Below are 26,335 nucleotides of genomic sequence, written 5' to 3'. Positions count from 1 at the left end.
TGCTTATATCCCTTCATGTAATGCAACTGAACGAAAGGCGGAAAAACCATAATGACGTAACCAACGCACATCACCCTCAAAAAAAGAGCGTAAATCAGAAATACCATATTTCAACATGGTTAATCGTTCAATCCCCATTCCAAACGCAAACGCTTGCCACTCTCTGGGATTAATACCACAATTCGCTAACACTCGGGAATGCATCATTCCTGATCCTAAAATTTCTAACCAATCAGAGCTGCCACCTAACTCCCCTGTTTTGCGGTTCCAGCCAATATCAATTTCCATAGAAGGTTCTGTAAATGGAAAATAAGAAGAACGAAAGCGAACGGGTAAATGTGGAATATCAAAGAATGCACGTAAGAAATCAATCAAGCATCCTTTTAAATGACCCAAGGTGATATTTTTTTCAACAACCATTCCCTCACATTGATGAAACATCGGAGAGTGTGTTGCATCATGATCCGCACGATAAGTACGACCCGGAGCAATAATACGGATAGGCGGTTCTTGTTCTAATAAAGTACGAATTTGAACAGTCGATGTTTGCGTTCTTAATAAATTTTGCTGTCCATCTAATGTCTTTGTTGGAAGATAAAATGTATCATGATCTGCACGTGCAGGATGGTTTTTGTCGATATTTAATGCAGAAAAATTAAACCAATCTGTATCAACACTGGGACCTTCTGCAACTTTAAAGCCCATTGCACCAAAAATCGCGATAATTTCTTCGACTGTTTTACGCAAAGGATGCAAAATACCCGACGTCACTGACACAGGCATCGTCACATCAATAGCTTCGGCATTTAATTTTTCATTTAAAGCAATTTCTTCTAAAATGACTTTACGTGTTTCAATTGCTTGGGTCAGCTCATCACGTAAACGATTTAAAATCCCTCCACGCTCCTTACGAAGTTCAGGTGGGCATTTTCCTAATTCTTTTAATTTTTGCGTTAATGGTGCTGATTTTCCAAGCGTTGCAACACGAACTGCATCCCATGCACGTAGATCTTGTGCTTGATCTAATGCTGATAATGTATCTTGTTTGATACTTTCTAGATCTTGATCCATTTAAACCCTCAATAAACAAAAAAGGGCCGCCTTTACAGACTGCCCTCTTTCCTATTCATTATCATGAACAGACAAATCTCATTATGAAGACTTAAGCGAGAGCCGCTTGTGCCTTTTTAACAATTTCTGCAAATGTTGCTGCATCATCATATGCGATTGCAGCCAAAACTTTACGATCTAATTCGATACCAGCTTTGTTCAACCCGTTGATAAAACGGCTATAAGTCAAGCCATGCTCACGAACAGCCGCATTGATACGTTGAATCCATAATGCACGAAAATCACGTTTTTTAACGCGACGATCACGATATGCATATTGTAAAGATTTTTCTAAACGTTCCAACGCAATACGATAGTTCGTAGATGAACGACCGCGAAAACCTTTGGATTGTGCTAATACTTTTTTATGACGTGCGTGTGAGGTAACGCCGCGTTTTACTCTTGCCATAGTTCAAAAATTCCTTAACGTGATAGGCCGTATGGAGCCCATTGTTTAACCGTACGACCATCTTGAGGTTCTAATACTTGAGAACCACGATTGGTGCGTTTTGCTTTTTGTGAACGGTTAATCAAACCGTGGCGTTTATTACCAGGACCAGCAAGGACTTTACCTGTAGCAGTAATTTTAAAACGTTTTTTGACCGATGATTTGGTCTTCATCTTGGGCATTTCAATCTCCTTTGAATACAAAGTTTCACATCCCATCATGGGAGACGTCACCAGAAGGGCATGCCCTATATTTCAGCCCAACCCGTAAACGTAGTGTGTTTATATAACCACTATTCATCCCAAGCTCAAGGAAAAACATTAATCACCAATAAAAAATTTTATTTTTTACGCTAAAATGAATATAGAAAATAAATCATTCTTTAAATAAAATTTTAAGTTTCATCTCAATGCCCCTTTCTAGTATCAAACAAAATCTTGCCTCTATCAAAACCATTAACCTAACCAGTGAACGTGCTGGAATGATTTATATTATTACCGCAGGATGTATTTGGGGGTTGGGTGGTGTCGTGGGACAATATGTTTTACAATACAAACATATTGATGCAGCATGGATTATTGGTATTCGCTTATGGCTTCCAGGGATATTATTATTGTCTTTGTGTTATCGCAAACATAAAAGCGCAATTTTTAAGCCATTGAAAAACCCTCAAGAGTTAATGTTGCTTATTGTTTTTTCTGTTGTTGGAATGATGGCATCACAGCTCTTTTATTTTTTAACTATTAAATATTCAAATGCTGCAACAGCAACCATCTTGCAATATCTATACCCAGTAGTTATAGCGATTATCTTGGCAATTTATTTAAGGAAAAGACCCTCTATTTATGTAATAATCTCTATTATCTTGGCAATTACTGGGGCGTTTTGTCTTGTCACAGATGGATCTATTGATAAAATTACGTTACCTGCCAAAGCGATTGTCTATGGATCCATTTGCGTGATTGGATCAGTTACCTATACCCTTTTACCCATTCCATTATTGAAAAAATATAATACCACCACCATTGCAGGTTGGGGAATGTTCATTGGGGGTGTTATTTTAAATTTCTTTCATCCTTTTTGGCATTTCTCAGGGATTGCGGATTTTCCAGCGGTTTTAAGTATTATTTTTATTATTTTTGCCACAGGAATGTTGGCTTTTTTACTTTATCTGATTGGCGTCAAAATTGTTGGCAGCTCTAAAGGGAGTATCCTCGCAACCATTGAACCTTTGGCAGCCGCTTTTTCCTCTGTTATTTTCTTGAACGTAAAATTCTCTTGGGTTGATTGGTTTGGTGCAGCATGTATCATTGCAATGATTATTATTCTGGCCAAAAATAAAGTTTAAATATCCCAGCAATTCCGTTCAATATTATTCAAATTATGATGATTAACGGGTAAATCATCATAAACATTATATAAATTAAACTTTATTTAACAATTCTAAATCCTCTAGATCCAATTGAATCATTAAAGATTTCACTAAGCTGTGTAATTGTGGAATGGTTGTTGCACTGGCAATAGGAGCAGTTACTTCTTTTTGAGCCATGAGCCATGCCAATGAGATTTCAGCGCAAGTTGCTTGATGTTTTGTGGAAATTCGATCCAAAATATCCAACATCTGCATTCCTCGATCATTCATATATCCAGCAACTTTCTCACCACGTGGTCCTTGTTGCAAATCCTCTTTCCGACGGTATTTTCCTGATAAAAAACCTGATGCCAAGCTATAATAGGTAATTACACCAATTTGCTCATCAACGACTAATTTTCTTAAATTCTGATCAAATTGCTCACGATCATACAAATTATATTCTGGTTGCAATGTTTGATATGTGGGTAAATTATGCGATTTAGCCACTTTCAAAGAATCTGATAATTGTTGGGCATTATAATTAGAAGTACCAATCGCTTTTATTTTTCCCTCTTTCAAAAGCTGCTCATAAGCGGATAAGGTTTCTTCGTATGGTGTCTCTGGATCTGGCCAATGAGACTGGTATAAATCAATCACATCAATTTGTAACCGTTTCAAAGAATCCTCTACGGAACGCATAATCCAACGTTTTGACAACCCTTTGTGATCGCCCCCCATATCAGAGCCAACTTTGGTCAAGATTAAGAGTTTATCGCGTTTATGTGGGTTGGCTTTTAACCATTTCCCCATGATAATTTCAGACTCTCCCCCTTGATTACCCGGTGCCCAGCGAGAATACACATCGGCTGTATCAATCGCATTTAACCCTAAATCAACAATGGCATCTAAAATATCAAAACTCTTTTTTTCGTCCAATGTCCAACCAAAAACATTCCCTCCAAAAACAAGAGGAACAATTTCTAAATTAGTTTTTCCCAAATTTCTTTTTTGCATGCCTCTTACCTTTCGACATAATTTGCATATAATTGCCTTGAAATCATATTATGATAACAACAACCCATGAAGCAAATTTTTCCCGCTATTGAATAAAGATAAAATGTCCTTGCCGATCGCAGAATATCCCATTAAAAGAGTAAAATGAAAGATCATTTCACCAGAATTATATTACCAGGATGATTTATTATGGTCGATATTCGCAACATTATTAAAGAAAGAGAATTGTTATTGTATTCCCACATTCCTGTTGGGGTCTTTCGCAATTCTGGTGAATGGCCAGAGCCTGAACATCAACATTCCCTTTTTTTATACACAAATGATACAAGTGAAAGAATTATAGAATGGATTACCTATCACCACCGCATAGGTTTTTCGCATTTCTATATTTACTCTTATCATGATGATCCGACCTATTTTTATCAGCAATTATTACCTTTTTTAAACTCTGGATCGCCTTTGGTTACCTATTACCATTATGCTGACCCTGGCAACGCACATCAGGCTTTTTGCCACTTTTTTCGAAATCACGGTAATGAAACAAAATGGATTTTATGGTTAAATATTGATGAATTTCTATGTCTTAAAACAGCTGATACCATTCGGGAATTTTCACCTTCAGACCATCAAGAAATTGATGTTGTTTATTTTAATCTTTGTCACTATGGACATAGCTATTTTGAATCAGCACCTGAGGGAGATATCTTATTAAATTACACTTTTCGTGCCAATAAGCTCGCTTCTCTGACCCGAGTTATGATACAGACCCAGAGCCTGCCTTATGGCAAATTATTTCACCATTTTTCTACTGATTTTCAGTACAGCTATGAATATCTTGATGCAGAATTAAATTCCATTAATGTTTTAGGGGACGATCTGTCTCTCTATTTTACTGATTATCCGTTGAATGCAGAGAGTTATCTTAATCAAAAAGACCATCATTCAAAAATAATAGATACTGCTTATATTGCGCATTTTGGTCTGCCTTCTATCATGTTTATAGAAAATCAAAATAATAATGAACAATTTACTTATTATGGTGGTCAAACTTATTCTATTCCGTATCAAGCAGAGGACATGATACAATATTTTGATCAATTCAATGAAGTAGAAGACAGTTTTCTTTACGAACTATGGATTGAACAGATAGTCACAGCATGGAATCACAGTGTTTTTCCTGTTAATTTCTGGCATTTATTATCCTCAAACAAACCCTCTATTCAAAGCTCTACTGCGCATGAATGTTCTGTTGAAGACGATGCAAAAAAACTCGTCAATGGTTTGTTGTTGGGAACCGCACAAAATTTAACTAAAATAGAAGATAACCCTTGGTGGCAAATTGATTTAAAAGAAATTTTTCTTATTCATGAAATCCAATTATTTAATCGTCTGGATCAAAATATCCAAGCAAGTTGTTTATTTGAGATATTCAGTTCTACTAATGGTCATATATGGCAATGTATTGCACGAAAAACAAATCCAGAACTATTTGGGGGTATGGATGGAACTCCATATGTATGGACTTCTGAAAAAGGTGTTTCTGGACGTTTTATAAAGCTGGTTATTCCTGGCAATAATAAACAAATTGGTTTGGATCAAATCCAAATTTTTGGCAAAACACTACAAAATTAATATAGAAATGACAATGTCCAATACTTTTTATACAAATTTGATCTATGAGCATGAATTAATGCTTTATCCTTATGCACCTTTGGGAATATTGCATAATCAGGGACAGTGGCCCAGTCCTAAATATAATGTCAGCATTATATCTTTTGCCTCTATCGAAGATTTAAATATTATTGAGTGGCTTACTTATCATCAAATATTAGGTGTCGATCATATCTATCTATATTGCACAGACGATGATCCCACAGATTTATACAGGAAAATCATCGCTTTCACTCTGGGCAAACATCCATTTATCACTTTTCAGCATTACCGTTTTTCACAATCCAAGAATCAAATATATTTTCATTTTATTCATAATTATATACATGAAACAACATGGTATATTCATCTAGAAAATATTGATTTTTTATATATTAATGAAAAACAATCTTTATCTGATTTTATCAAAAGTTTTAAGAATATAAGCGCCATCCATTTTAATATGGTTCTTTATACCAACAAGGAACCTAATGCAGCTATAAATATCTCAACAATATTTGAACAAAATTCTCCGATTGACTATCCTTCTATCTATACTAAATTAATGGTAAAAAGCCAATCATGTCCATATCAATATATTTTCCGTCACCTGGACAAAAAGTTTAATCATCATATTGAAGATGATAAATTAGTAATTTCGTCTTGTAATGTTTTACACCAAGAAATGAAGGAATATTATGAAGACTTTCCTGAAAAAGCATTACAATTCATGAGTTCCACTACTCAAGATGAAATTACTAAAACCGCTTATGTAGCCCATTTTTGCACCATCCATAATGATCAAAAAGACGTGAAGAATTTTTCCCTATTACACACAAATAATCATATTCAAAACAATTCAGAACCTGTTACAGCGCCAAAACATGACGATGATGGATATTCGGAACGAAACACACACTCACTTATGCTACAGTTCTATAATCCAAATAAATATTGGCAAAAAAATAAGAAAAATATATCGAAAAACACTATTTTACCTTTACCTCCATCGGATATGTTACTTTTATCAAGCAAAAAACCTTGCCAACAAAGCTCTGTTGCTTTTAAAAATAAAACAACCGAAGAATTCGCTTATGTTCTCACCAATGGGCAGCTAAAAGGCGTTACACAAAGCATGACTCAACAAGAAAAAAATCCATGGTGGGAGATCGATCTTCAAGATGACCATATTATAAAAAATATTTATTTATTTAATGGTATAGATCCTTATGCAAGTAATATGAAGCACTTTATTATCGAAACCTCTGAAGACCATGACATATGGACGACAAGACATCGAAAAGTAACCAATGATTTATTTGGTGGTGTCGACGGTTCTTATTACCAATGGTTACATCCTTTGGGGGTAAAGGCAAGATGGATACGAATTATGGTGCCTGGTAACAATCAAATATTTTCGTTGGATCAAATACGTATTTTAGGTTTGAAATGTCCAAAATCCTCATATTTTAAAAAGAATAATCTATTCAAAGATCAATATAGTCAAAGATAAGAATTAAGGTTATATCCTTACAATGTATAAAAAAATAACTTTTTTTGCCCTTTTATTTGCTCTGATCGTTGGTGTTATTTTGTATTACAGACATCAATCACGGATGGAGCATGGCGCTTACGCAGCGTTACAATCAGGTTACCTTAATCTTAAAAAAGGTAAAAAGCTGCAGGCCATGGGGGATTTTAGTTTTTTAACTGAATTTTATGGGCGCAAACATAATAGTACCGTTCAAGAAATTGTTGCCGAAGCTTTGCTGAAAAAAGCTGAAATTTTAGTTGAAGTGAACAATGCTGACGATGCTATACTGACACTTGAACAACTCAGTAATTTATATCTTGATAGTAAAAATCAAAAGCTAAAAGATGATGTTGCCTTGGCTCTTTTTCGACAAGGCAACCTCTTATTACAACAAAAAGAATATGAACCTGCGATGCTTACTTTGTCGCATCTTGTATCCGTTTATGGCAGAAGTAATCAAATCGAAACCAAGCGCATGGTTGTCCAAGCCATGTATCTGGAAACAGAGATACTAAATCATTGGAAGAAAAATGATACCGCTTTGAATATTCAATCTTCCATCATTGAGCAATTTATTAACGAACAAGATCCAGCAATCCGACTGGTCACCGCAAAATCATTAATGGCACGCACAGCCAATCGATTAAATAACAGAGAATGGGGACCTGCACTTTTTAATAGTAATTTATTTATTAAAATTTTCAGCAAGGACGCCTCCCCCACGATCAAAGAATATCTGGCTCATAATCTTTTATATCGTGCTGAAATTCTTCATAGAGTAAAAACAATCCCCAAAGATCAAAAAGAATTATTTGGGAATAACCCACAAGAAGCGGCATTGGCGACTTATGACGAATTATTAACCGCTATTGCTGACCATAAAGAAGGCGAATATCCACGCTATAAAGTCACAGCTTTACTTGGGAAAGCACAAATATTTCAACAACAAAAAAAATACACAGAAGCATTAGAGTTATGTAATCAAATCTATAACTCTAATGCTAATAGTGCCGCTACGAAAATCAAAGATGTTGTTGCAAAATCCTTACTGACTAAAGCGCAAATTTTAAATACTTTAAAGCAATATAAACAAGCACTAATTGCTTATCAGCAAATTATACAATCCTATCATTATGATGACAGCCATTACACAATTAATGATGTTCTGCTTTCTGCATATATCGAAAGCAGCGCAATATTAGAACTATTAGATAATAATACCGAAGCATTGAAGCTATTATCGCAAGCCGTTCAAATTTTCCAAAATACGCATAATGAACATTTATACTACAAAGTCAGCATTGCCTACATGGCTATGGCTAATCTTCAAGTAAAGATGCACCTTCTTGACGATGCAATTTCTAGCTATACCAGCCTCATTTCAATGGCACATCATAAAACATTGCCATCCATTCGTTACAATGGCGCATTGGCAATCATTAAAAAAGCACATATTTTGATAGAGCTTAAAAAAGGAGCCGAGATCAAACAAACCTATGATCTATTAACGACCTTTTATCAAAATGATGAAAATATGAAAGTTCGTGAAATTGTGGCGCAAGGAATGTATGATCGTGCAAAAAGCTTGTTTGAGCATAATCGTGGATATACAGCCGTTAATATTATTCGTAAAATCTTTGAACTATTTGACCAAGATAAAAGCAACCCTGTCATTCATGACGTTTTGGAAAAAACAAAAGAGTTACAAAAACAACTTGGTTCAACAATTGTGTGGTAAGAAAAGACAATGAAAAAAATGGTTATGTCAAATTGTATCTAAATAGAATTATCGCTTTCTTTTTTAACCAATTCTAAATGCTGTTTAAGCTCATTCCATCCAGATCGTGTTATATATTCATTTCTTAAATTTTTAAGAAAAATTTTATGAAAAAACAATCTAAAACGTCCTAGTTGACTGTTTTTAGCCCTATATTCTTGTATGCTTTTCCATAACCACTCTCTATCAAATCCAGTCCATATAGGAGGAACGGGAGTTTGAAGATTAGAATAACATATGGGGGCTACCCATTCAAAATAAACCATTTCTACATGTTCAATGGGAAAATTCTTTGCAACATAAGCGATACCGTAATACTCTACTTCATTATCAACAAATATTTCCGATAAAGCTTCACATAGATCAATATCCGAGTATTGCTCGTTCATTCTATTTCTCTATTCTTCTTAGTTTAAATTCGACCACCTATATTACATTCAAATTATAAATAAAAAAAAGCTCTATATCTAGGATATAGAGCTTTTTAGAATTATACTAATTTAACATTAGTTTTTACTTTTATCAACCAAACGATTTTTAGCAATCCAAGGCATCATATCACGTAATTTAGAACCTGTTTTTTCGATTTGATGTTCGTTTAACAAGTTACGGCGTGCTTTAAGGCTAACTTGACCAACTTTATTATCAGTCATGAATTTATTTACGAATGTACCATCTTGAATATCTTTAAGAATATCACGCATTGCTTGACGAGATTCACTGGTAATAACGCGTGGACCAGAAACATATTCACCATATTCAGCTGTATTTGAAATTGAATAGTTCATGTTTTCAAAACCACCTTCATAGATCAAATCTACGATTAATTTCATTTCATGCAAACATTCAAAATATGCCATTTCTGGGGCATATCCAGCCTCAACCAATGTTTCAAAACCATTACGGATAAGATCAACAACACCACCACAAAGAACAGCTTGTTCACCAAAAAGATCTGTTTCACATTCTTCACGGAATGTGGTTTCGATCACACCAGCACGACCACCACCAATTGCAGATGCATAAGATAATGCAATTTCCAAAGCATTCCCAGATGGATTTTGATGAACGGCCACCAAACAAGGAACCCCACCACCACGTTGATATTCAGAACGTACTGTGTGACCAGGACCTTTTGGTGCAATCATAAACACATCAAGATCAGCACGAGGTTCAATCAATTTAAAATGCACATTTAAACCATGAGCAAAAGCAATTGCTGCACCTTGTTTTAAATTAGGAAGCACTTCATTTTTATATAAATCAGCTTGTGCCTCATCAGGTGTTAAAATCATGATGACATCTGCCCAAGCAGAAGCTTCTGCAACGCTCATAACTTTCAATCCAGCGGCTTCTGCTTTTTTTGCACTTGAAGAACCTGGACGAAGACCAATAGCAACTTCTTTAACGCCACTGTCTTTCATATTATTTGCATGAGCATGCCCTTGGCTGCCATATCCCAAAACCGCAACTTTTTTGCCTTTAATCAAATTTACATCAGCGTCGCGATCATAATAAACACGCATTTTTATTTTCCTTGTATTAAATCAATAAAATTAAATTGTCTGACAACCACGTCCAATAGCAGCAATCCCAGTCCGAGACAACTCTACCAGACCCAGAGGCCGTAATAAATCCACAAAAGCATCAATCTTTTCTGTTTTACCAGTCAATTCAAAAACTAAAGAATCCACACTTGCATCAACCACTTGCGCTCTAAAAGCATCCGCCAAGTTTAATGCCTCTGCTCGTTCAGAGCCTTTAGAAACCACTTTAATCAAAGCCAGCTCTCTTGCTACATAAGGACCTTGCTGGCATAAATTCACAACCTGATAAACAGGGATCTGTTTATTTAATTGTTCTTTGATTTGATTAATAACCATTGGCGTTCCAGACGTTAATATATTAATTCTGGATTTACGCCCACAATCATCCACAGGGGCAACGGTTAGGCTTTCGATATTATAACCACGCCCTGCAAATAATCCAATAACTCGTGATAAAACACCACTTTCGTTTTCAACAATTAATGAAAAAACCGCTTTAATAAATTCATCTTTTTCTTGTTGTGCGCTATTTTGTAATATTTTTTTATCAATATAATCCATTGCTCTATTCCTGATGTCTACGTTTACACAACAAATTCTATGATGCAATTTTGGTTTTTTCTTTAACAGGTCCCAATAATATTTGATTATGAGGGGCGCCTGCTGGAATCATTGGGAAACAGTTTTCTTCTCTTTCCACTTGGATTTCCATGACAACTGGACCAGGTTCATCCAACATTGCATTAACCATTATATCCAACTCATCAATTGTTCGCGCACGCATTCCTTTGATACCAAAACTTTCTGCTAGTTTAACGAAATCCGGCAAACTTTCACTATAGCTTTCGGAATAACGTCCTCCATGGATCAATTCTTGCCACTGACGCACCATACCCATATAGCGATTATTTAAAATAAATACTTTTAAGGGCAAACGATATTGTTTAATGGTTGCAAGCTCTTGAATATTCATCATGGTGGATGCTTCACCCGCAATATCAATGACCAAAGCATCTGGATGTGCAATCTGAATTCCGACTGCTGCAGGCAATCCATATCCCATCGTTCCAAGCCCACCAGAGGTCATAAAATGATTTGGGGACTCAAAAGGAAAATATTGCGCAGTCCACATTTGATGTTGACCGACCTCAGTTGAAATATACGCTTCTTTACCCTTAGCACGAACCAATTCACTTAACCGACGAATAGCATGTTGGGGTTTAATGACTTCGCCAGCTTGCATGTCTTGTTGATATTTCAAACAATCAACGCCACGCCATTGCTCTATCTGATCCCACCATTCTTTCAATGCATCTTGATCGACAGAAATAGGTTGTTTATCCCACTCTTCTATCATTAATTCGATTGTACGTGCCACATCGCCAATGATCGGAATATCGACCAAAATAATTTTATTGATCTGAGAAGGATCGATATCTGCATGGATTTTCAATGCATTAGGCGAGAAATCTTTAACGCTGCCTGTAACGCGATCATCAAACCTTGCACCCAAAGCAATAAGAACATCACACCCATGTGTTGCTAAATTCGCCTCATACGTCCCATGCATCCCCAACATCCCTAAAAACTGTTTATCAGATGCAGGATATGCCCCAAGTCCCATTAATGTTGAAGTACACGGAAAACCAGATATTTTTACAAGTTCTCTCAATCCTTCTGAAGCGTGAGGTCCAGAATTAATAATCCCCCCACCTGTGTAAAAAATAGGGCGTTTTGCTTTCTTCATTGCTTTAACGGCATCTTTGATTGCTTGATGACTAGGCTCCGTTACAGGCTTATAAGAAGGATGAATTTTAGTTTCTTTTTTAGAATATGGTATTTGTGCAAGCTGTAAATCTTTGGGAATATCAACCAATACAGGCCCTGGTCTGCCAGAGCCTGCAATGTAAAAAGCCTCTCTGATTTTATCTGCTAACTTTTCTTTTTCTTTGACTAAATAATTAAACTTGGTCGCCGCGCGCGTTATACCAACCGTGTCCGCTTCTTGAAATGCATCATTTCCGATCAAGTTGCTAAATACTTGTCCAGAAATACAAACAATGGGAATAGAATCCATCAAAGCATCAACCAATCCTGTAACCGTATTGGTTGCTCCTGGACCGCTGGTTACCAACGCCACGCCTATTTTACCTGTTGAACGGGCATAGGCTTCGGCAGCATGGACAGCTGCTTGTTCATGACGGGTTAATATATGACGAATTTTACCTTGTTGGAAAATAGCATCATAAATTGGCAATACGGCACCGCCTGGATATCCAAAAATAACCTCAACACCAAGATCTGCGAGCACTTGGAGAAGAACTTCAGCACCAGTCATTGTATGAATGGTTTGTCCTGCTTCATCAGAACCTGATTTCTTATGCTCGACATTTGTCATTTCGGTTAATCCTCAGCTTTACTAACTTCATTTAGAATAAATTGGTCTTAAAAATAGCATAGCATTTTTAAACTACTTGGCAACCTAACTAATTTTTAATCATAGGTCAATATAAGATTTAATAAACAGTATAGATTTTTCAATAAAACTTTCTGAAAATTTCAAATTTTTATCTATTCTTGAATTAAAGATACAAATTTGATCTGCTGGAGCCAAAAAACGATTGGAAAACCATGTTTCTTGACGCTTAATATATCGTTGGGTATTGCGAACGGCTTGCTCTATTGCCTCTGATAATGATAGATCGCCTGATAAATAAGCAGCAAATTCCGGAACACCCAAAGCTCTTCGTAAAGGGGCTTGGACAGGAGGGTCAGCTTTCAAAAATTCTTCAACCTCTTTCACGGCACCTTCCTCTACCATTGCCATAAAACGATATGCAACGGCTTCTTTTAGTAACGCACGATCTGGGGCCAGTCGAATAACAATAAAACGACAATCAATTCCTGGAATATGGGCTTCTTTTTGCCAAAATTTTAACCCTTTTCCTGTTGAACGCCATACTTCCCATGCTCTAGCAATCCGTTGAGAATCAGAGGGGTTTAATGATCCTGCGGTTTCAGGATCTACTTTGAGTAAAGATTCATGTAAAAATGGCGCACCTTGACTCTCTATTAACTGACGAGCCTCTTCTCTTGCCTCTGCACTCGGTTCTGGAATCATTGCAATCCCATGAATCAAAGAATGAAAATACATACCCGTTCCACCACATAATATGGGTAAACGTTGTTGATTCCAAACCTGATGTAATTCTGATATAGCCTGCTCTCTCCACCAACCGGCATTTCCAGTTTGATCCCAAGGTAAAACACCATACAACCGATGAGGAACCAATGCTTCGTCCTCTATAGAGGGGCGTGTAGTAATAATACGCAAATCACGATAACACTGCATTGCATCCGCATTGATAATCATTCCCTGCAAGGCCTGTGCGATTTTTATAGCTAAATAAGATTTTCCTGAACATGTCGGTCCTGCTACAATAATCGCCCATGGTTTTTGTGTTTTATCAGACGATCGCAGCATGATATCAAGCCTTTATTTTTTTATTTAATAGTAAACAAATGATTTTCTTTGTTGCTTCATAAGCAGCTTACTTATAATAAATATATGATATAACATACAGAGTTTTCGTATTAATTTTTTATTATTTCTTAAAATCTATACTTAACAGTTGTGATGGGATTATTGAATGTCTTTTTTGCCTTATGTGATTACTATTGTTGCACCCCCTTCTTTATTAAACCAAAATATTTTAGATCTAATTGAACCATATTATTCATTAAAAAATGCACAATGGTTATCTCCACAAGAAGCAATTGATATTGAATTATTAACCAATAGCTTTGATGAATCAAAATCTATATTTGAAAAAATCAAAGCTGCTTTAAAATCAGAAAAAATAGATGTTTTTTTAACCTCTATGATCTCTCGCAAAAAAAAGCTCCTTATCGCAGATATGGACAGCACAATTGTTCAAAGTGAAACTTTGGATGATTTAGCCACCGAAGTCGGTATCGGTGAACAAATTGCAGCCATCACCAAACGCGCCATGAATGGTGAGCTTGTTTTTGCTGATGCTTTAAATGAACGCATTGCTTTATTAAAAAATGTTTCAGCAGACTTACTTGAAAAAACGTGGCAACATACAAAGTTGAACGATGGTGCGCAAACCCTCGTTGCGACCATGAAAAAAAAACATGCGCATACGGCTTTGATTTCAGGCGGTTTTACATTTTTTACACAAAAAGTTGCTGATAAATGCGGCTTTCATGAAAACCATGCCAATCAATTAGGTATTCAAGATAATAAATTAAATGGCACCGTCATTCCACCCATCCTTGGCAAAGAGGCAAAATTATTTCACTTAAACCGTTTAACCCAAGAGTTAAATTTAACTGAGAATGACAGCATAACCATCGGAGATGGTGCCAATGATCTACCCATGCTAACCAATGCTGGACTAGGAATTGGATATTATCCCAAACCTATCGTTGCTAAACAACTATTAAATATCATTCAACATACTTCACTTCGTTCCGCTTTATTTATTCAAGGATATACAGCCACAGAATTTATCAATGAATTAGGGTAGCATTTTAGTTTGTACATACTTATCTATTTTACATACCCCAATCATAAAGTTTACATGAATGAAGTGGAATAAAACCGAGCATGGATCCTATCAAACAACCGATTTTTTGTTTAACCAGCTCATTCCATATATAGGTAATAAGCGTAAATTACTTGATTTAATTAAACAAACGCTGATTGCCAGCCAAGAGAATTTTCAAACACAAAATGGTCTTTTTATCGATTGTTTTGCTGGCACTGGCGTTGTCAGTCGTTTGGCAAAGACGATGGGGTATCAAGTTTTTTGCAATGATTGGGAATATTACAGTCAAGCTTTAAATATCGCCTCTATACAAACATTAGAGCCTCCGACTTATTTTGACCGATATTCTTATCGTGAAATATTACAACAATTAAATAACCTTTCCCCAATTGAAGGCTGGGTCACAAAGCATTTATGCCCTCAGGATGATATTCATTATGATATTTCAAAAGAACGCATGTTCTATATGCATAAAAATGGAATGCGTATTGATGCTATTCGTGAAAAAATTGAACAATGGGATCGTGATGGTTTATTAAATCCAATTCAGAAATCCTGTTTACTAGCACCTTTACTCTATTGTGCTTGTTATCACGCCAATACAAGTGGTGTGTTTAAAGGATTTCACAAAGGTTGGGGTGGACAAACGAAAACTGCGCTTTATCGTATTGCTGCGGATTTAATGCTGGCACCGATCCAATTCTTCAACAACCATCAAGACAATCACATCTTTCGCATGGATGTCCAACTATTGGCTGAAGAATTGCACCATATGAACATACCTGAATATAGTGTTGCCTATTTAGACCCCCCTTATAACCAACATCCTTATGGGGCAAACTATCATGTTCTCAATAGTATTACACTTTGGGACAAGCCAGCATTATCCCCTCAAATTACCCCTTATGAAAAATCAGCCATTCGCAAAGATTGGCGAACAGAGCGTAAAAGTGCTTACACAATTCGTAAACAAGCCACCCTTGCATATCAACAACTATTACAGACCTTACCCACACGGTGGATCGCAACCAGTTACAGCACAGACGGGTTCATCGATTTACAAGATATGATCCAACAAAATTGTGACGTTGGAGAGGTCAAAGTTTTTGCAAAACCCTATAAACGATATCGTGTCAGTTCACAACGTTATTCCGAAAAACCACGTAATATCGAATTTGTTTTATTAACCCAAGTTGGAAAAGGAAAACGCCAGTCTTCTATTGAGCTGGTTGAGAAAATTTATGCTTTAGAAAATAATTCTCTTGCGACTACAAAAGGAAATAGCAACATTATTCATGCTTTTTAAAATCTTTGCGTTGTAACATCTTATTCTTTTTTATACAAAAGATATTGGTCTCTTTTGAGCTCGACCAATATCTTACATACCAGTTGAAAAATTAAAGCATTAAGTCTTTTTCTTAAACAGGTAAGTTCAAGAACTTTTCGATAGCTTTACGACTAGATAATAAAGCTGACTTTTCATCATGGGTCATCACCTGCATTGCTTGATCTTGATTATCAACTTCGTTCAATTTTACCATACCTACCAAATAATGCGGATTAATTGGCTCACCTTTCTGACGCTCAGGAGGCAGGCATGACATGTGTAATGCTACAAGGTGAGGATCCTTTACCAAAGTTGAAAATGCGTCTTGCACTTCCATATCCATCACTCTTCTTTTTTCAATACGATCGCGTCTTAAAATATCAGGGCGTGCGGTTTCCTCTGGAATAATCAACAATCCAATTTTCATACAAAAGGCGCCAAAACGCTGGCTAGAGGTAATCCATACAAGTGGGATGGCCAACAATAACCCTAATAACACAGGCGTCATCCAAAAGAATAAAGATGGAGAAACTTCCCAAGCACAAACTCCCATTAAAATCCCAAAAGCAGTATGTCGCCAATAATCTCGAACAACGTCTTTGATGGGAATAAAACCCACATCTCTGCGCTGTGCATTCCAACCAGAATCATATCCTAGCAAAATGGACATCACCGCAGTTGTTTGAATGAGCATAGCAATCGGGGCGATTAACCCACCAATTAAAGTTTCCAAGAAAATGGAAGATAGTGCTTTTATGGAACCGCCACATCCCTTACGCAACTCTGGATTAAAGAACATTGCGATCCAAGCCAAAAATTTTGGCGCAAGCAAGACCAACATTGTTAAAATAAACACGTATTTAGCCAAGACAGGATCAACTTGAGGCCAATTCGGAAATAAAACGCGATCTGTTCCCGTGAAATATTCTGGTTTTACAAACAAAGCTTGTAGCGAAACCATAATACCCACTAATAATGATAACAACCATAATGGTGACATTACATAAGCACCAATGCCAGTTAACATATGAATTCGGCTAATCCAACTAAGCTTTTTAGTTGGAATAACCATAATATGTTGCAGATTACCTTGACACCAGCGGCGATCTCTGACGGCAATATCAGTCAAAGATGGAGGGCTTTCTTCATATGATCCTTGTAATGCTGGCACCATGTGAATGGCCCAACGTCCCCGACGCATCAATGCAGCTTCAACAAAGTCATGACTCATAATCATTCCACCAAAAGGCTTGCGCGCAGATGGTAAATGAGGCATCCCTGCTTGTTCTGCAAATGCCTTAATACGAATAACGGCGTTATGTCCCCAATAATTACTTTCAGACCCATGCCACCATGCAATTCCATAAGCAATTGTTGGTCCATAAACACGACCAGCAAATTGTTGCAGACGTGCAAAAAGTGTGGTGCCGTTCACAATCACTGGCAATGTTTGAATTAATCCAACACCTTCGTTAGCTTCCATGGCAGCACAAATACGAACAACCGTATCCCCTTCCATTAAGCTATCAGCGTCAAGGCTCAACATATGATCGTAACCACCGCCAAATCGACGAACCCAATCGGCTAAATTCCCTGCTTTACGGTCTGTATTTTTAAAACGACGACGATAAAAAATATGGTTGTCATCGCCTGTTTGTTGACGAAACCGTAAAAAAGCAGCCTCTTCTTCTACCCAAACGTCGGGATTGGTTGTGTCTGATAAAATAAAGAAATCAAAATGTTGTCCTTGACCCGTCGCTTGGATACTGTCGTAAATTGCCTTAAGCCCTGCTAATACACGATGTGGGTCTTCGTTATAAGTCGGCATTAAAACAGCTGTTTTTTTCTGTAAAGAAGGCAAAGGATCTTTTGGATTAATACCAAGTGATAATCCCCCTCCTTTACTGAGCTGTTCAACAAATCCACCCAAGGATGACGCAAATGAAAAAGCAATCCAGAAAAATAATATGGTAAAGATAACAAGAATAATTAGCCCCAAAGCGGTCATACCGTAACTGTTAAAGACCAAATTCATTTCATAAGAAGCATAGGCGGTCAAAGCAATTGACACGATAAAAACAAATAAACGTCTCAATACAATATTTGATGCTTGCGTTACAGGTTGTTTCGGTCTGCCATGCACATTTGGGTTTGCCTGCAAATTTTGTATTGGCATATCAATAGGCGTTTCAGGAGGCAAAACAACAAAAACGGGTTTATCCGTATTTTGACTTTGAGATAAATCGTCAGTGTTCACTTTATTTTCCTCCAAAATTATGACACGAAACATTATAAAGTTCAGTCATAAGTAATTCATTACTCCTAACCAATACAAATAATCAGCCAGTCACTATAAATCAAGAAGACTATAATATAAAGAAAATTTATTCTTTCCTCATTCAATCAATCTTTATAAGATATTAGTAACAATTCTCTTTTAAAAAAAATTAATTCTTGTAACCTATTTTATACAAGATTGAGATCTCGTTTCTGCAGTTCTTCTTGAAAATACTCATCTATGACGCAATTATAACGAGGATTGTATATGCAAAGTAAAAAAACTATTCTGAAACCACCCCCAATTGCTACGGGAATTATTGATACTTTTCGCGGTGGCTATAAGTTTTCTGATTTTAAAAATGATGCCTTGGCTGGTCTGACGATCGGCACGGTTGCTGTTCCCCTTTCTATGGCATTAGCGATTGCCACTGGCGTTCCACCCGAACATGGATTATATACTGCAATCGTTGCTGGTGCTTTGATTGCTTTAACTGGCGGATCACGTTTTAATATCTCTGGACCAACAGCCGCTTTTGTTGTTATTTTATTTCCAATTGTTAAAGATTATGGCATTGGCGGGCTACTTCTAGCAACGATGATGGCAGGGATTATCCTGCTTTTGATGGGACTGAGTAAGATGGGACAGCTCATTCGTTTTGTCCCATATCCTGTTATATTAGGATTTACCGCGGGAATTGCAATCATTATTGCAATCCTTCAAATCCCAGATTTTCTGGGGCTACATACCTCAAAACTTGGTGATAATTTTATTGAAAATATCAGTATCATTTTTTCATCATTAGGAACCATCAATCCTTATGAAATGGGGGTTGGTTTATTTACTTTGATCCTTTTGATCTTATGGCCAAAATTTAAAATCCCTCTTCCTGCACCTTTGGTTGGGTTAATTGTTGGCGGTATTGTTGCCTATTTTATCAATAAAGGCATCAATGGTGCCGATATTAAAACCATCGCTTCTAACTTTACTTGGAACGCAAATGGAACCAGTGGCAATGGCATCCCTCCTATTCCTCCTTCTTTAATTATGCCTTGGGCATTGCCAGGTCCTGATGGTCAGCCATTAATGATTACGTTTAATCTTATTCATTCATTGATTGGTCCAGCCTTTGCCATTGCAACATTAGGCGCCATCGAATCTTTATTATGTGCGGTTATTGCGGATGAATTAACCAATACAAAACATAATCCCAATGCCGAGTTAATTGGGCAAGGTATTGGAAATATCATTGCACCTCTTTTTGGTGGGATCACTGCAACCGCAGCGATTGCCAGAACAGCCACCAGTATCCGCAGTGGTGCCAAATCCCCTATTGCAGCAATCATTCATGCCATTTTTGTGTTATTAGCGGTTGTACTTTTTGCATCCTTGCTTGGCTATGTTCCAATGGCATCTTTGGGTGCTTTATTATTCATTGTTGCATGGAATATGAGCGAAGCAAAACATTGTATTCAAACCATCAAGACCGCACCACGTAGCGATGTCAGCGTTTTACTCATCTGCTTTGGTTTAACGATTATTTTCGATATGGTCATCGCCGTGGCGGTTGGGGTAGCTTTGTCAGCTATTTTATTCATCCGCAGCATGACCCATGCCTCTAAAACATCCCTCATTGAGGAACATCCAGAATTAGATGAAATAGCAAAAGATGTTGTTGTTTTTGATATTAATGGTCCTCTATTCTTTGGCGTTACAGAAAGAACAATCGCCTCTTTTAGATCTTATGATAATCTACATAAGAAAATTATTATTCTGGATATGAAAGATGTTATCAGTATGGATGGCACCACCATATCAGGGCTACAATCAATCAAAAAACAAATATTTAATAATGATCAATCTTTGATTTTTGTTGGTGTTTCGACTGAAATTATCCTTTCGTTAAAGCGTGCAGGCTTACAAAAAACACAAGGCAGACTGACATACTGCTCTAATTTTCAACATGCACGCAATATAGCCACAAGATGGTTAAATAATATTTGATTAAAAAAAGCCTAGATTGTCATTTAATCTAAGCTTTTAAGATTACTATGTAACAAATACTATGCTGTCCAACGATACATCCATTTTTCAGAAATAGGTTGATCGCCATCCATTAAAACACATTTTAATTCTGCTGTTTTTGCATTTTCAGGTGCAAATTCAAAAGTCGTTCGCCATCCATGAGTAACTGGATTGGGCTCTACCACAATATTGCTGATTTTACCTGTCGAACTTGTAACATTTAATGTCAGTTGTTTATTAGTTGGGAAATGAGTCAAAGGTCCATCAAAAAAATCAATACAGAAAAAACGAACATCGGGTTTATCAACCACTGCACCAACACGCGTTGCTGCCACTCTTGCAAGGTCTGAAGTCCACGGATTATCCCATCCCCAATATAAACGATAGGTAAAAGAATATTCCCCACCCTCTTTAAAAGGCTGTTTTGGACGCCAAAATGCAACAATATTATCATTCACTTCACTTGGTGTAGGAATTTCAACCAAATTCATACTTCCGGATTGCCATTCACCAACGGGCTCTACCCATAATGACGGACGTAATTCATAATGCAAAGCCAAATCTTCATATTGAGAGAAATCACGTTTGCGCTGAATTAAACCAAACCCTTTGGGAGCTGTATCCATAAATACAGAATATTGTAAATCAACAGGATTATTCAAAGGACGCCATATTTGCTCGCCTGTTCCTGTCCACATTAACAATCCCTCACTATCATGGGCAGCAGGTCGCCAGTCATCAACATGGTTACGATTATTCGCATCAAAATAAAACATACCTGTCAACGGAGCTACGCCACCATTAGCAATGGTCTTGCGTGGATAAAAATAACTTTCCACATCGAATGTCGTTGTATCCCCTGGACGAATTGTAAATTTAAATGCCCCCGTCAAAGACGGACTATCGAGCAATGCATAAATCACAAGGGATTCAATTCCAGATTTGGGTTGGACAATCCAAAAAGCTCTGAATAACGGGAATTCTTCCCCTTGAGGATCGGCTGTTCCTTTGGCAAAACCACGTGCTGATAACCCATATTGTTGTCCCTTAGAAACTGCGCGGAAATAGGAAGCACCTAAAAATACAGCAAATTCTTCGAATACATCTTTTTGATTCAGCCTTGTCATCAGCTTCAATCCAGAAAAACCTAAATTATCCTCAACTCGTAATTTTGGATTTTTATAATTAAACATATCAGGATTATAAGGTACTGGTTTAGAAACCCCATCAACCACTTCATAAATATCAATGCGGGGTCTGTATAAAAAGCCTCTGGGGAAAAATTGCACTTCGAAATTTAAATTACTGCCATGCCACAAAGCACTCTCTGGTTTAAATTCAATACTGCGAAAACCATCAAAATCGAGTTTATCAATCGCATCTGGCAATTTATTACTAGGAGCTTTGTAAGACGTTTTGGCCATATCACGAGCCAATTGCCGGACAGTTGTTTGATCAAAAGGCTTGCCTTTATCATCATCACTTGCTTTGCTGTCAGCGGCTGCCGCATGGGGTACTAATGAACCCGTTGCTTCTCCTACCACACTGGCTAATGAAATACCCGCAGCTGAACGTAAAAGATCTCGACGAAATACCACGTTTAACCCCTTAAATAACTATAGTTGAATAATGTAAGATAATAATCAGTATCAAATAATATTATGATTGAATAGCCACAATTATAGAGCAAAGTAACAGATAAAATCATATAATTCTCTATTATTACCCAGCTTTTAAATAATAACCATTATGTATTAATGATTGTATTTGCATTCAATCAGCATACACGAAAAACAATAATTTGCAAATTACACCTTAAAGCACATTAATTATTAATTAATTAAAATAATCAACAAGATGTAATTGAATATAATGAATCAAAACAACTGTCTTTAAATCTACGATTTCACCTTTTTCAATTTTTTTAATGGCTTCTTGTAAAGTCACTTCTAGCACTGCAATATCTTCACCTTCTTCACGAACACCACCACCTTGCTGTATTTTTTCATCTACACTGGCAATAAAATAATATAATTTTTCAGTAGATATTCCTGAACAACTATATAATGCATATAAATAATCAAGCTCAGCAATATGCCATCCTGTTTCTTCTTCTACTTCTCTGATTGCTGCCGCTTTTGCTGCTGCCAAAACATCTTGTTGATGGTTTTCGAAATCTTTTTGATCGATATTTCCTGCACATGCTTCAATCACAGGTTGATTATCACCGCGAAAGACAATCGGTGCACGCCATTGAGAAGTCAACACCAATTTCTTTGTATCTTGACGATATAATAAAACAACGACACTATCGCGAGCCTTCAACACTTCTCTCTTCAAAGATTTTGTAGATCCGTCATCATATTGTTGAATCATTTCTGTCATTTCTAACTGTGAATGGCCATCCCACAAAGTGTGTGTATTTTGTAAAACCATTTTTGACATTGCGTAACACTCCTCAATCTTTCACAATTTGTATATATAATATTTCTATAAAGATCTTGTTCTTATTTTAGATAAATTCTAACCTACAATTATCATTTCGTTTAAAATTATAAGATAAGCCTTGTTTTTGCTCATAATAATAATTATTCTCAATTAAAAATAACTGTTATTTTGATTTTTGAAATAAAATTATAATTCTTATCATCTGATTGTTCTGACATGTCTTCAAAAACATCTTTTTTCTCTACTCGCTTTTGGCTAGCAACGGGTGCATTTTATGGAATGACCGCTGTCATTCTCTCTTCATTTACTTCCCACCTTCCTGATCAATATTTTATAGATAATGGCAGAGAAATGGCTCGCATTGCTGATACAATCTTATTTATTCATAGCGTCGCATTAATTGCAGTTTCTATTTTACAGAAAATTTGGCAACCTTCTATTCATCTGAACATCATAGGATGTGCGTTCAATATCGGGCTTTGGTTATTTTGTGGAGCTGTTTTTTATACAGCATTAACCGGATCTCACCCGCCTGTTCCTCTGGCTCCAATGGGGGGCAGCACACTGATTATCACATGGCTCTATTTAACCATTGCAGCATTTTTAATTAAAGACCGCCATAATCATTAATAATGACGATCTTATAAACAATTACTCTGATGTTTTCTTTGTTTTTTTCCCCAAATCAATCAAAGCATCAGACGCTAATTGATATGTTAATTGATCAGCATGAAGGCCAGCTGCACGATCTAAATATTTTTTTGCCTCTGCATAATCTTTCAGTAATAATGCACTTTTTCCAGCTCTGACATAAAATTGTGCCGCTGAAATAAAGTTTTTTTCACCTTCACTAATCAATCCTTGCAACGCCAATGTCCTGACCATTGCACGATATTCGACTTGGTTACGACGAATGTCTTGCGCCTCTTTGGCGTTGGTCATAGCTTGATCAAATTCCCCTTGTTTGTAAGCTAGCAAAGCATGTAATTCTTTTTGATCCGCTTTCCAACTCTCTTCTATTTTAGCTTTGCTTTGCGATAAAAGTTGATCTAATTTTTGAGAATACTGAGCAACCTCATTTAAATTATTTTCATCATTTGCAATCAAAGCTGATAAAAAATACGCACGTTCTTGGATATCTTCATCTTTGCTTTTCTCCGCTTGCTTTGCTGCCAAAGCGGCGTCTAAAAACCGATTCATACGATAAAATATAGCAGCACTTATCAACTCTAATTGAGGGCTGTTTTCTTGTCTTCGAATTTTCAGCTCGTTACTGGTTTTTGCCACAGTTTTTAATGCATCTTGTACATTATTCAATCCAAGTTGAATAATAGCTAAATTATAACCCGCATCATTGATATTCGCTGCGTCATCACTGGTAATCGCATAGTCAAAAGATTTTTGATAACTGGTTTCAGCTTGTTGCAAACGATCATAAAAAACCGCCTCATCCGCAACATTCATCGTGCGATCAAAAGGATCATCCCGCACAGGATCAGGCTCTTGTCCACCACCACAAGCAGCCAATCCTATAAGGACCGGTACGAATAATGCACAATTTTTATAAAAAAACCTCATGGTCTGACCTCACGTGCTGGCAAGCGTTTTGAACGGCGAGGCTCTTTTCCATTCCCCCCCAATAGCCACAATCCTTTAACTTGAACAATTAACTTCTGTAAATCAGCAACAGTAGATTGTAATTGCGTCATCATTGCAGGTAATTGCTCTGTAGAATCTTTTACATTCTTACTAATTGGAACTAAATTTTTAGCAATAGGAACCAAGCTTGGTGAAGCCTGCGCAATATTTTTGGAAACTTTACCAAAATTAACGACCATTGTATCTGCGTGGGTTACAACTTTATTCAAATTATTTTCGATCGGTTGTAATTGTTCAATGATATTATTCAATGTCTGAACCATATTTTCGGCACGACGTATCAATTCATCATTATTCACAAGCTGACCAATAGACCCTTTACCCTGTTGAATATTTTCAACAATCATTTCCAAAGAAGCCATCATATTCTTCGCACTATCCATTGTTGGAACGATGCGTTCATGAATCTGCATGACCATTTGAGAAATCTGATCCGCAGGATTAGGCTCTGTTTTCGCCACCAATACTGCATATTTCCAATCAAGTTTTGTACTATATCCCCGTGTAATTGATACATATGCCGCCCCAGCAACCGCAAACTGTCTTTTGATAGTTGCTTGGCTATCGCGTCGAATAAAAGTGGTTAATTTCGGATCAATCGCAGCAACAGCGGATAGCCCACCATCAGGATTAACATTAATCTTCTTAATAGTTCCCGCACTAATCCCAAAAACCTCGACATTATCCCCAACAGATAAATTATCCACCCCAGTTTGGGGCAAAACAATATTTAACTCTGCTGCGGGTGTCATCCAGTCTCTTAACACACCTGCCTCAATCACGGCTCCGACAAAAGCCAACAGGCATAATAACACCAATCCACCTGTCCATTCATTGGCATATCTTAACTGAAATAATTGTCGTGTTTTCGTATATTGTTTACTGTTAAACATTTCATCCCAGCCGTATTGAGGTTAAACCTTTTTCTTGTAAACGCATCCAATGCGTTACACGATCTTTATAATCATTCCACAAACTAAATTGACGTGTAAAACAAATGATACTCGCCCCTCTATTTTGAGCAACATTCAACATCTCCAACAAAGGAGGCATCAGTTCAGCAGAAGAACCCTCTGCTGGATATTCTAATAATAACAAATCTGGATTATTTAACAAAGCACGCACACATGATGCACGAGCTAGGTCAATCATTGTTACTTCTCTCGATGTATCCATAGGCAATCCTGGCAATCCAAATTTATGACAAAGTATCATCGCTTGATCAACCAATTTATCTTCATGAATTCGGGTATGATGCAATGAAGGCAATAAAATATTCACGGCAACGGAATACATTTCCATCCATCCGTTTTTTTGAAAAACCCGACCAATAGATCCCCGCAATGCGGATAATCGTGGTTCTTTTAACTCAAACCAATCTAAGCCTTTGAATAAAGCTTTACCTTCTCTCAAAGCAATCATACCGCTACATAAATCAGCAAAAGCGGTTGCAGTTTCCGGATCTCGTGATTCAATAATCACGCATTCACCTGATTTTACCTTTAAATTAAAAGTAACAGGCGGCAAATAATTTTCATCAAACGAAGGTTTTGCCTCATGGATATCTAGTAATATTTTATTTGCCATTTT

General features: G+C 36.8%; 23 protein-coding genes. 8 read left to right on the top strand and 15 right to left on the bottom strand.

Features of this window, described 5'->3' with window-relative positions; genetic code table 11:
* Positions 1 to 3 precede the first annotated feature (3 nt).
* The 3 genes from pheS to rpmI all read right to left on the bottom strand — a co-directional run bounded on the left by pheS (position 4) and on the right by rpmI (position 1,740).
* Positions 4 to 1,071, bottom strand: a complete 1,068-nt coding sequence (pheS, locus tag QJV33_RS09130) for a phenylalanine--tRNA ligase subunit alpha (RefSeq protein WP_281463037.1) — start codon at positions 1,069 to 1,071, stop codon at positions 4 to 6.
* Positions 1,072 to 1,162: 91 nt separating this feature from the next.
* Positions 1,163 to 1,519 carry a 50S ribosomal protein L20 gene (gene rplT, locus QJV33_RS09125; protein ID WP_271788947.1) on the bottom strand — a complete coding sequence of 119 codons (357 nt, stop codon included), beginning with the start codon at positions 1,517 to 1,519 and terminating at the stop codon, positions 1,163 to 1,165.
* Positions 1,520 to 1,533: 14 nt separating this feature from the next.
* Positions 1,534 to 1,740, bottom strand: coding sequence for a 50S ribosomal protein L35 (gene rpmI, locus QJV33_RS09120; RefSeq protein WP_271788948.1), 207 nt, complete (start codon positions 1,738 to 1,740; stop codon positions 1,534 to 1,536).
* A 227-nt stretch (positions 1,741 to 1,967) separates the two neighbouring features.
* On the opposite strand from rpmI, the gene QJV33_RS09115 reads away from it, so the two are divergent.
* Positions 1,968 to 2,906: a DMT family transporter gene (locus QJV33_RS09115; RefSeq protein ID WP_281463036.1), complete on the top strand. Its 939-nt coding sequence runs from the start codon at positions 1,968 to 1,970 to the stop codon at positions 2,904 to 2,906.
* Positions 2,907 to 2,981: 75 nt separating this feature from the next.
* On the opposite strand, the gene QJV33_RS09110 is transcribed toward QJV33_RS09115, so the two are convergent.
* Entirely contained in the window at positions 2,982 to 3,926 is a 945-nt protein-coding gene (locus tag QJV33_RS09110) for an aldo/keto reductase (protein WP_281463035.1), read from the bottom strand.
* Between the two features lie 189 nt (positions 3,927 to 4,115).
* Between QJV33_RS09110 and QJV33_RS09105 the strand changes: the two genes are divergently transcribed.
* The 3 genes from QJV33_RS09105 to QJV33_RS09095 are packed head-to-tail and all read left to right on the top strand — an operon-like array spanning position 4,116 to position 8,848.
* Entirely contained in the window at positions 4,116 to 5,558 is a 1,443-nt protein-coding gene (locus QJV33_RS09105) for a glycosyltransferase family 2 protein (protein ID WP_281463034.1), read from the top strand.
* Between the two features lie 13 nt (positions 5,559 to 5,571).
* Entirely contained in the window at positions 5,572 to 7,089 is a 1,518-nt protein-coding gene (locus tag QJV33_RS09100) for a discoidin domain-containing protein (RefSeq protein ID WP_281463033.1), read from the top strand.
* Positions 7,090 to 7,111: 22 nt separating this feature from the next.
* Positions 7,112 to 8,848 carry a hypothetical protein gene (locus QJV33_RS09095; protein ID WP_281463032.1) on the top strand — a complete coding sequence of 579 codons (1,737 nt, stop codon included), beginning with the start codon at positions 7,112 to 7,114 and terminating at the stop codon, positions 8,846 to 8,848.
* A 38-nt stretch (positions 8,849 to 8,886) separates the two neighbouring features.
* On the opposite strand, the gene QJV33_RS09090 is transcribed toward QJV33_RS09095, so the two are convergent.
* From QJV33_RS09090 to miaA, 5 genes are all read right to left on the bottom strand, one after another.
* The gene (locus QJV33_RS09090) at positions 8,887 to 9,276 is read right to left on the bottom strand and encodes a DUF7079 family protein (protein ID WP_281463031.1); all 390 of its coding nucleotides are present in this window, start codon (positions 9,274 to 9,276) and stop codon (positions 8,887 to 8,889) included.
* A gap of 117 nt (positions 9,277 to 9,393) precedes the next feature.
* Entirely contained in the window at positions 9,394 to 10,413 is a 1,020-nt protein-coding gene (gene ilvC, locus QJV33_RS09085; protein WP_281463030.1) for a ketol-acid reductoisomerase, read from the bottom strand.
* 30 nt (positions 10,414 to 10,443) lie between these two features.
* Positions 10,444 to 10,995, bottom strand: coding sequence for an acetolactate synthase small subunit (ilvN, locus tag QJV33_RS09080; RefSeq protein ID WP_281463029.1), 552 nt, complete (start codon positions 10,993 to 10,995; stop codon positions 10,444 to 10,446).
* Positions 10,996 to 11,032: 37 nt separating this feature from the next.
* Positions 11,033 to 12,772 (bottom strand): biosynthetic-type acetolactate synthase large subunit, encoded by a 1,740-nt coding sequence (ilvB, locus tag QJV33_RS09075; protein WP_408869674.1) that lies wholly within the window; start codon positions 12,770 to 12,772, stop codon positions 11,033 to 11,035.
* Positions 12,773 to 12,931: 159 nt separating this feature from the next.
* Positions 12,932 to 13,918 (bottom strand): tRNA (adenosine(37)-N6)-dimethylallyltransferase MiaA, encoded by a 987-nt coding sequence (miaA, locus tag QJV33_RS09070; protein ID WP_281463027.1) that lies wholly within the window; start codon positions 13,916 to 13,918, stop codon positions 12,932 to 12,934.
* A gap of 166 nt (positions 13,919 to 14,084) precedes the next feature.
* Here miaA and serB point away from each other — a divergent pair, with 166 nt between their 5' ends.
* A complete protein-coding gene (gene serB, locus QJV33_RS09065) occupies positions 14,085 to 14,987 on the top strand; it encodes a phosphoserine phosphatase SerB (RefSeq protein WP_281463026.1) in 903 nt (300 codons plus the stop codon).
* Positions 14,988 to 15,045: 58 nt separating this feature from the next.
* Positions 15,046 to 16,314: a DNA adenine methylase gene (locus QJV33_RS09060; RefSeq protein WP_281463025.1), complete on the top strand. Its 1,269-nt coding sequence runs from the start codon at positions 15,046 to 15,048 to the stop codon at positions 16,312 to 16,314.
* Between the two features lie 112 nt (positions 16,315 to 16,426).
* Here QJV33_RS09060 and mdoH read toward each other — a convergent pair whose 3' ends face one another.
* On the bottom strand, positions 16,427 to 18,592 hold the full coding sequence (gene mdoH / locus QJV33_RS09055; protein ID WP_281463024.1) for a glucans biosynthesis glucosyltransferase MdoH: 2,166 nt from the start codon (positions 18,590 to 18,592) through the stop codon (positions 16,427 to 16,429).
* Positions 18,593 to 18,880: 288 nt separating this feature from the next.
* On the opposite strand from mdoH, the gene dauA reads away from it, so the two are divergent.
* The gene (gene dauA, locus QJV33_RS09050; RefSeq protein WP_281463023.1) at positions 18,881 to 20,617 is read left to right on the top strand and encodes a C4-dicarboxylic acid transporter DauA; all 1,737 of its coding nucleotides are present in this window, start codon (positions 18,881 to 18,883) and stop codon (positions 20,615 to 20,617) included.
* A gap of 59 nt (positions 20,618 to 20,676) precedes the next feature.
* Here the strand turns inward: dauA and QJV33_RS09045 are convergent, their stop codons facing one another.
* Together QJV33_RS09045 and QJV33_RS09040 are read right to left on the bottom strand one after the other, a co-directional pair.
* Positions 20,677 to 22,236 (bottom strand): glucan biosynthesis protein, encoded by a 1,560-nt coding sequence (locus QJV33_RS09045; protein WP_281463022.1) that lies wholly within the window; start codon positions 22,234 to 22,236, stop codon positions 20,677 to 20,679.
* A gap of 238 nt (positions 22,237 to 22,474) precedes the next feature.
* Positions 22,475 to 23,083: an NUDIX domain-containing protein gene (locus QJV33_RS09040; protein ID WP_281463021.1), complete on the bottom strand. Its 609-nt coding sequence runs from the start codon at positions 23,081 to 23,083 to the stop codon at positions 22,475 to 22,477.
* A 219-nt stretch (positions 23,084 to 23,302) separates the two neighbouring features.
* On the opposite strand from QJV33_RS09040, the gene QJV33_RS09035 reads away from it, so the two are divergent.
* Positions 23,303 to 23,716: a DUF423 domain-containing protein gene (locus QJV33_RS09035; RefSeq protein WP_281463020.1), complete on the top strand. Its 414-nt coding sequence runs from the start codon at positions 23,303 to 23,305 to the stop codon at positions 23,714 to 23,716.
* A 21-nt stretch (positions 23,717 to 23,737) separates the two neighbouring features.
* Here QJV33_RS09035 and QJV33_RS09030 read toward each other — a convergent pair whose 3' ends face one another.
* The 3 genes from QJV33_RS09030 to QJV33_RS09020 are packed head-to-tail and all read right to left on the bottom strand — an operon-like array spanning position 23,738 to position 26,332.
* On the bottom strand, positions 23,738 to 24,664 hold the full coding sequence (locus tag QJV33_RS09030; RefSeq protein ID WP_281463019.1) for a hypothetical protein: 927 nt from the start codon (positions 24,662 to 24,664) through the stop codon (positions 23,738 to 23,740).
* On the bottom strand, positions 24,661 to 25,638 hold the full coding sequence (locus tag QJV33_RS09025; RefSeq protein ID WP_281463018.1) for an MlaD family protein: 978 nt from the start codon (positions 25,636 to 25,638) through the stop codon (positions 24,661 to 24,663). The genes QJV33_RS09030 and QJV33_RS09025 overlap by 4 nt, the downstream gene beginning before the upstream one ends.
* 1 nt (position 25,639) lies before the next feature.
* Entirely contained in the window at positions 25,640 to 26,332 is a 693-nt protein-coding gene (locus QJV33_RS09020) for a P-loop NTPase family protein (RefSeq protein ID WP_281463017.1), read from the bottom strand.
* Between the last annotated feature and the right edge of the window lie 3 nt (positions 26,333 to 26,335).

Origin of the sequence: Commensalibacter nepenthis (genome assembly GCF_029953305.1) — a bacterium.
Lineage (GTDB): Bacteria > Pseudomonadota > Alphaproteobacteria > Acetobacterales > Acetobacteraceae > Commensalibacter > Commensalibacter nepenthis.
Note: the sequence above shows the minus strand (reverse complement) of the source record. Positions and strands in the feature narration are given on the sequence as shown.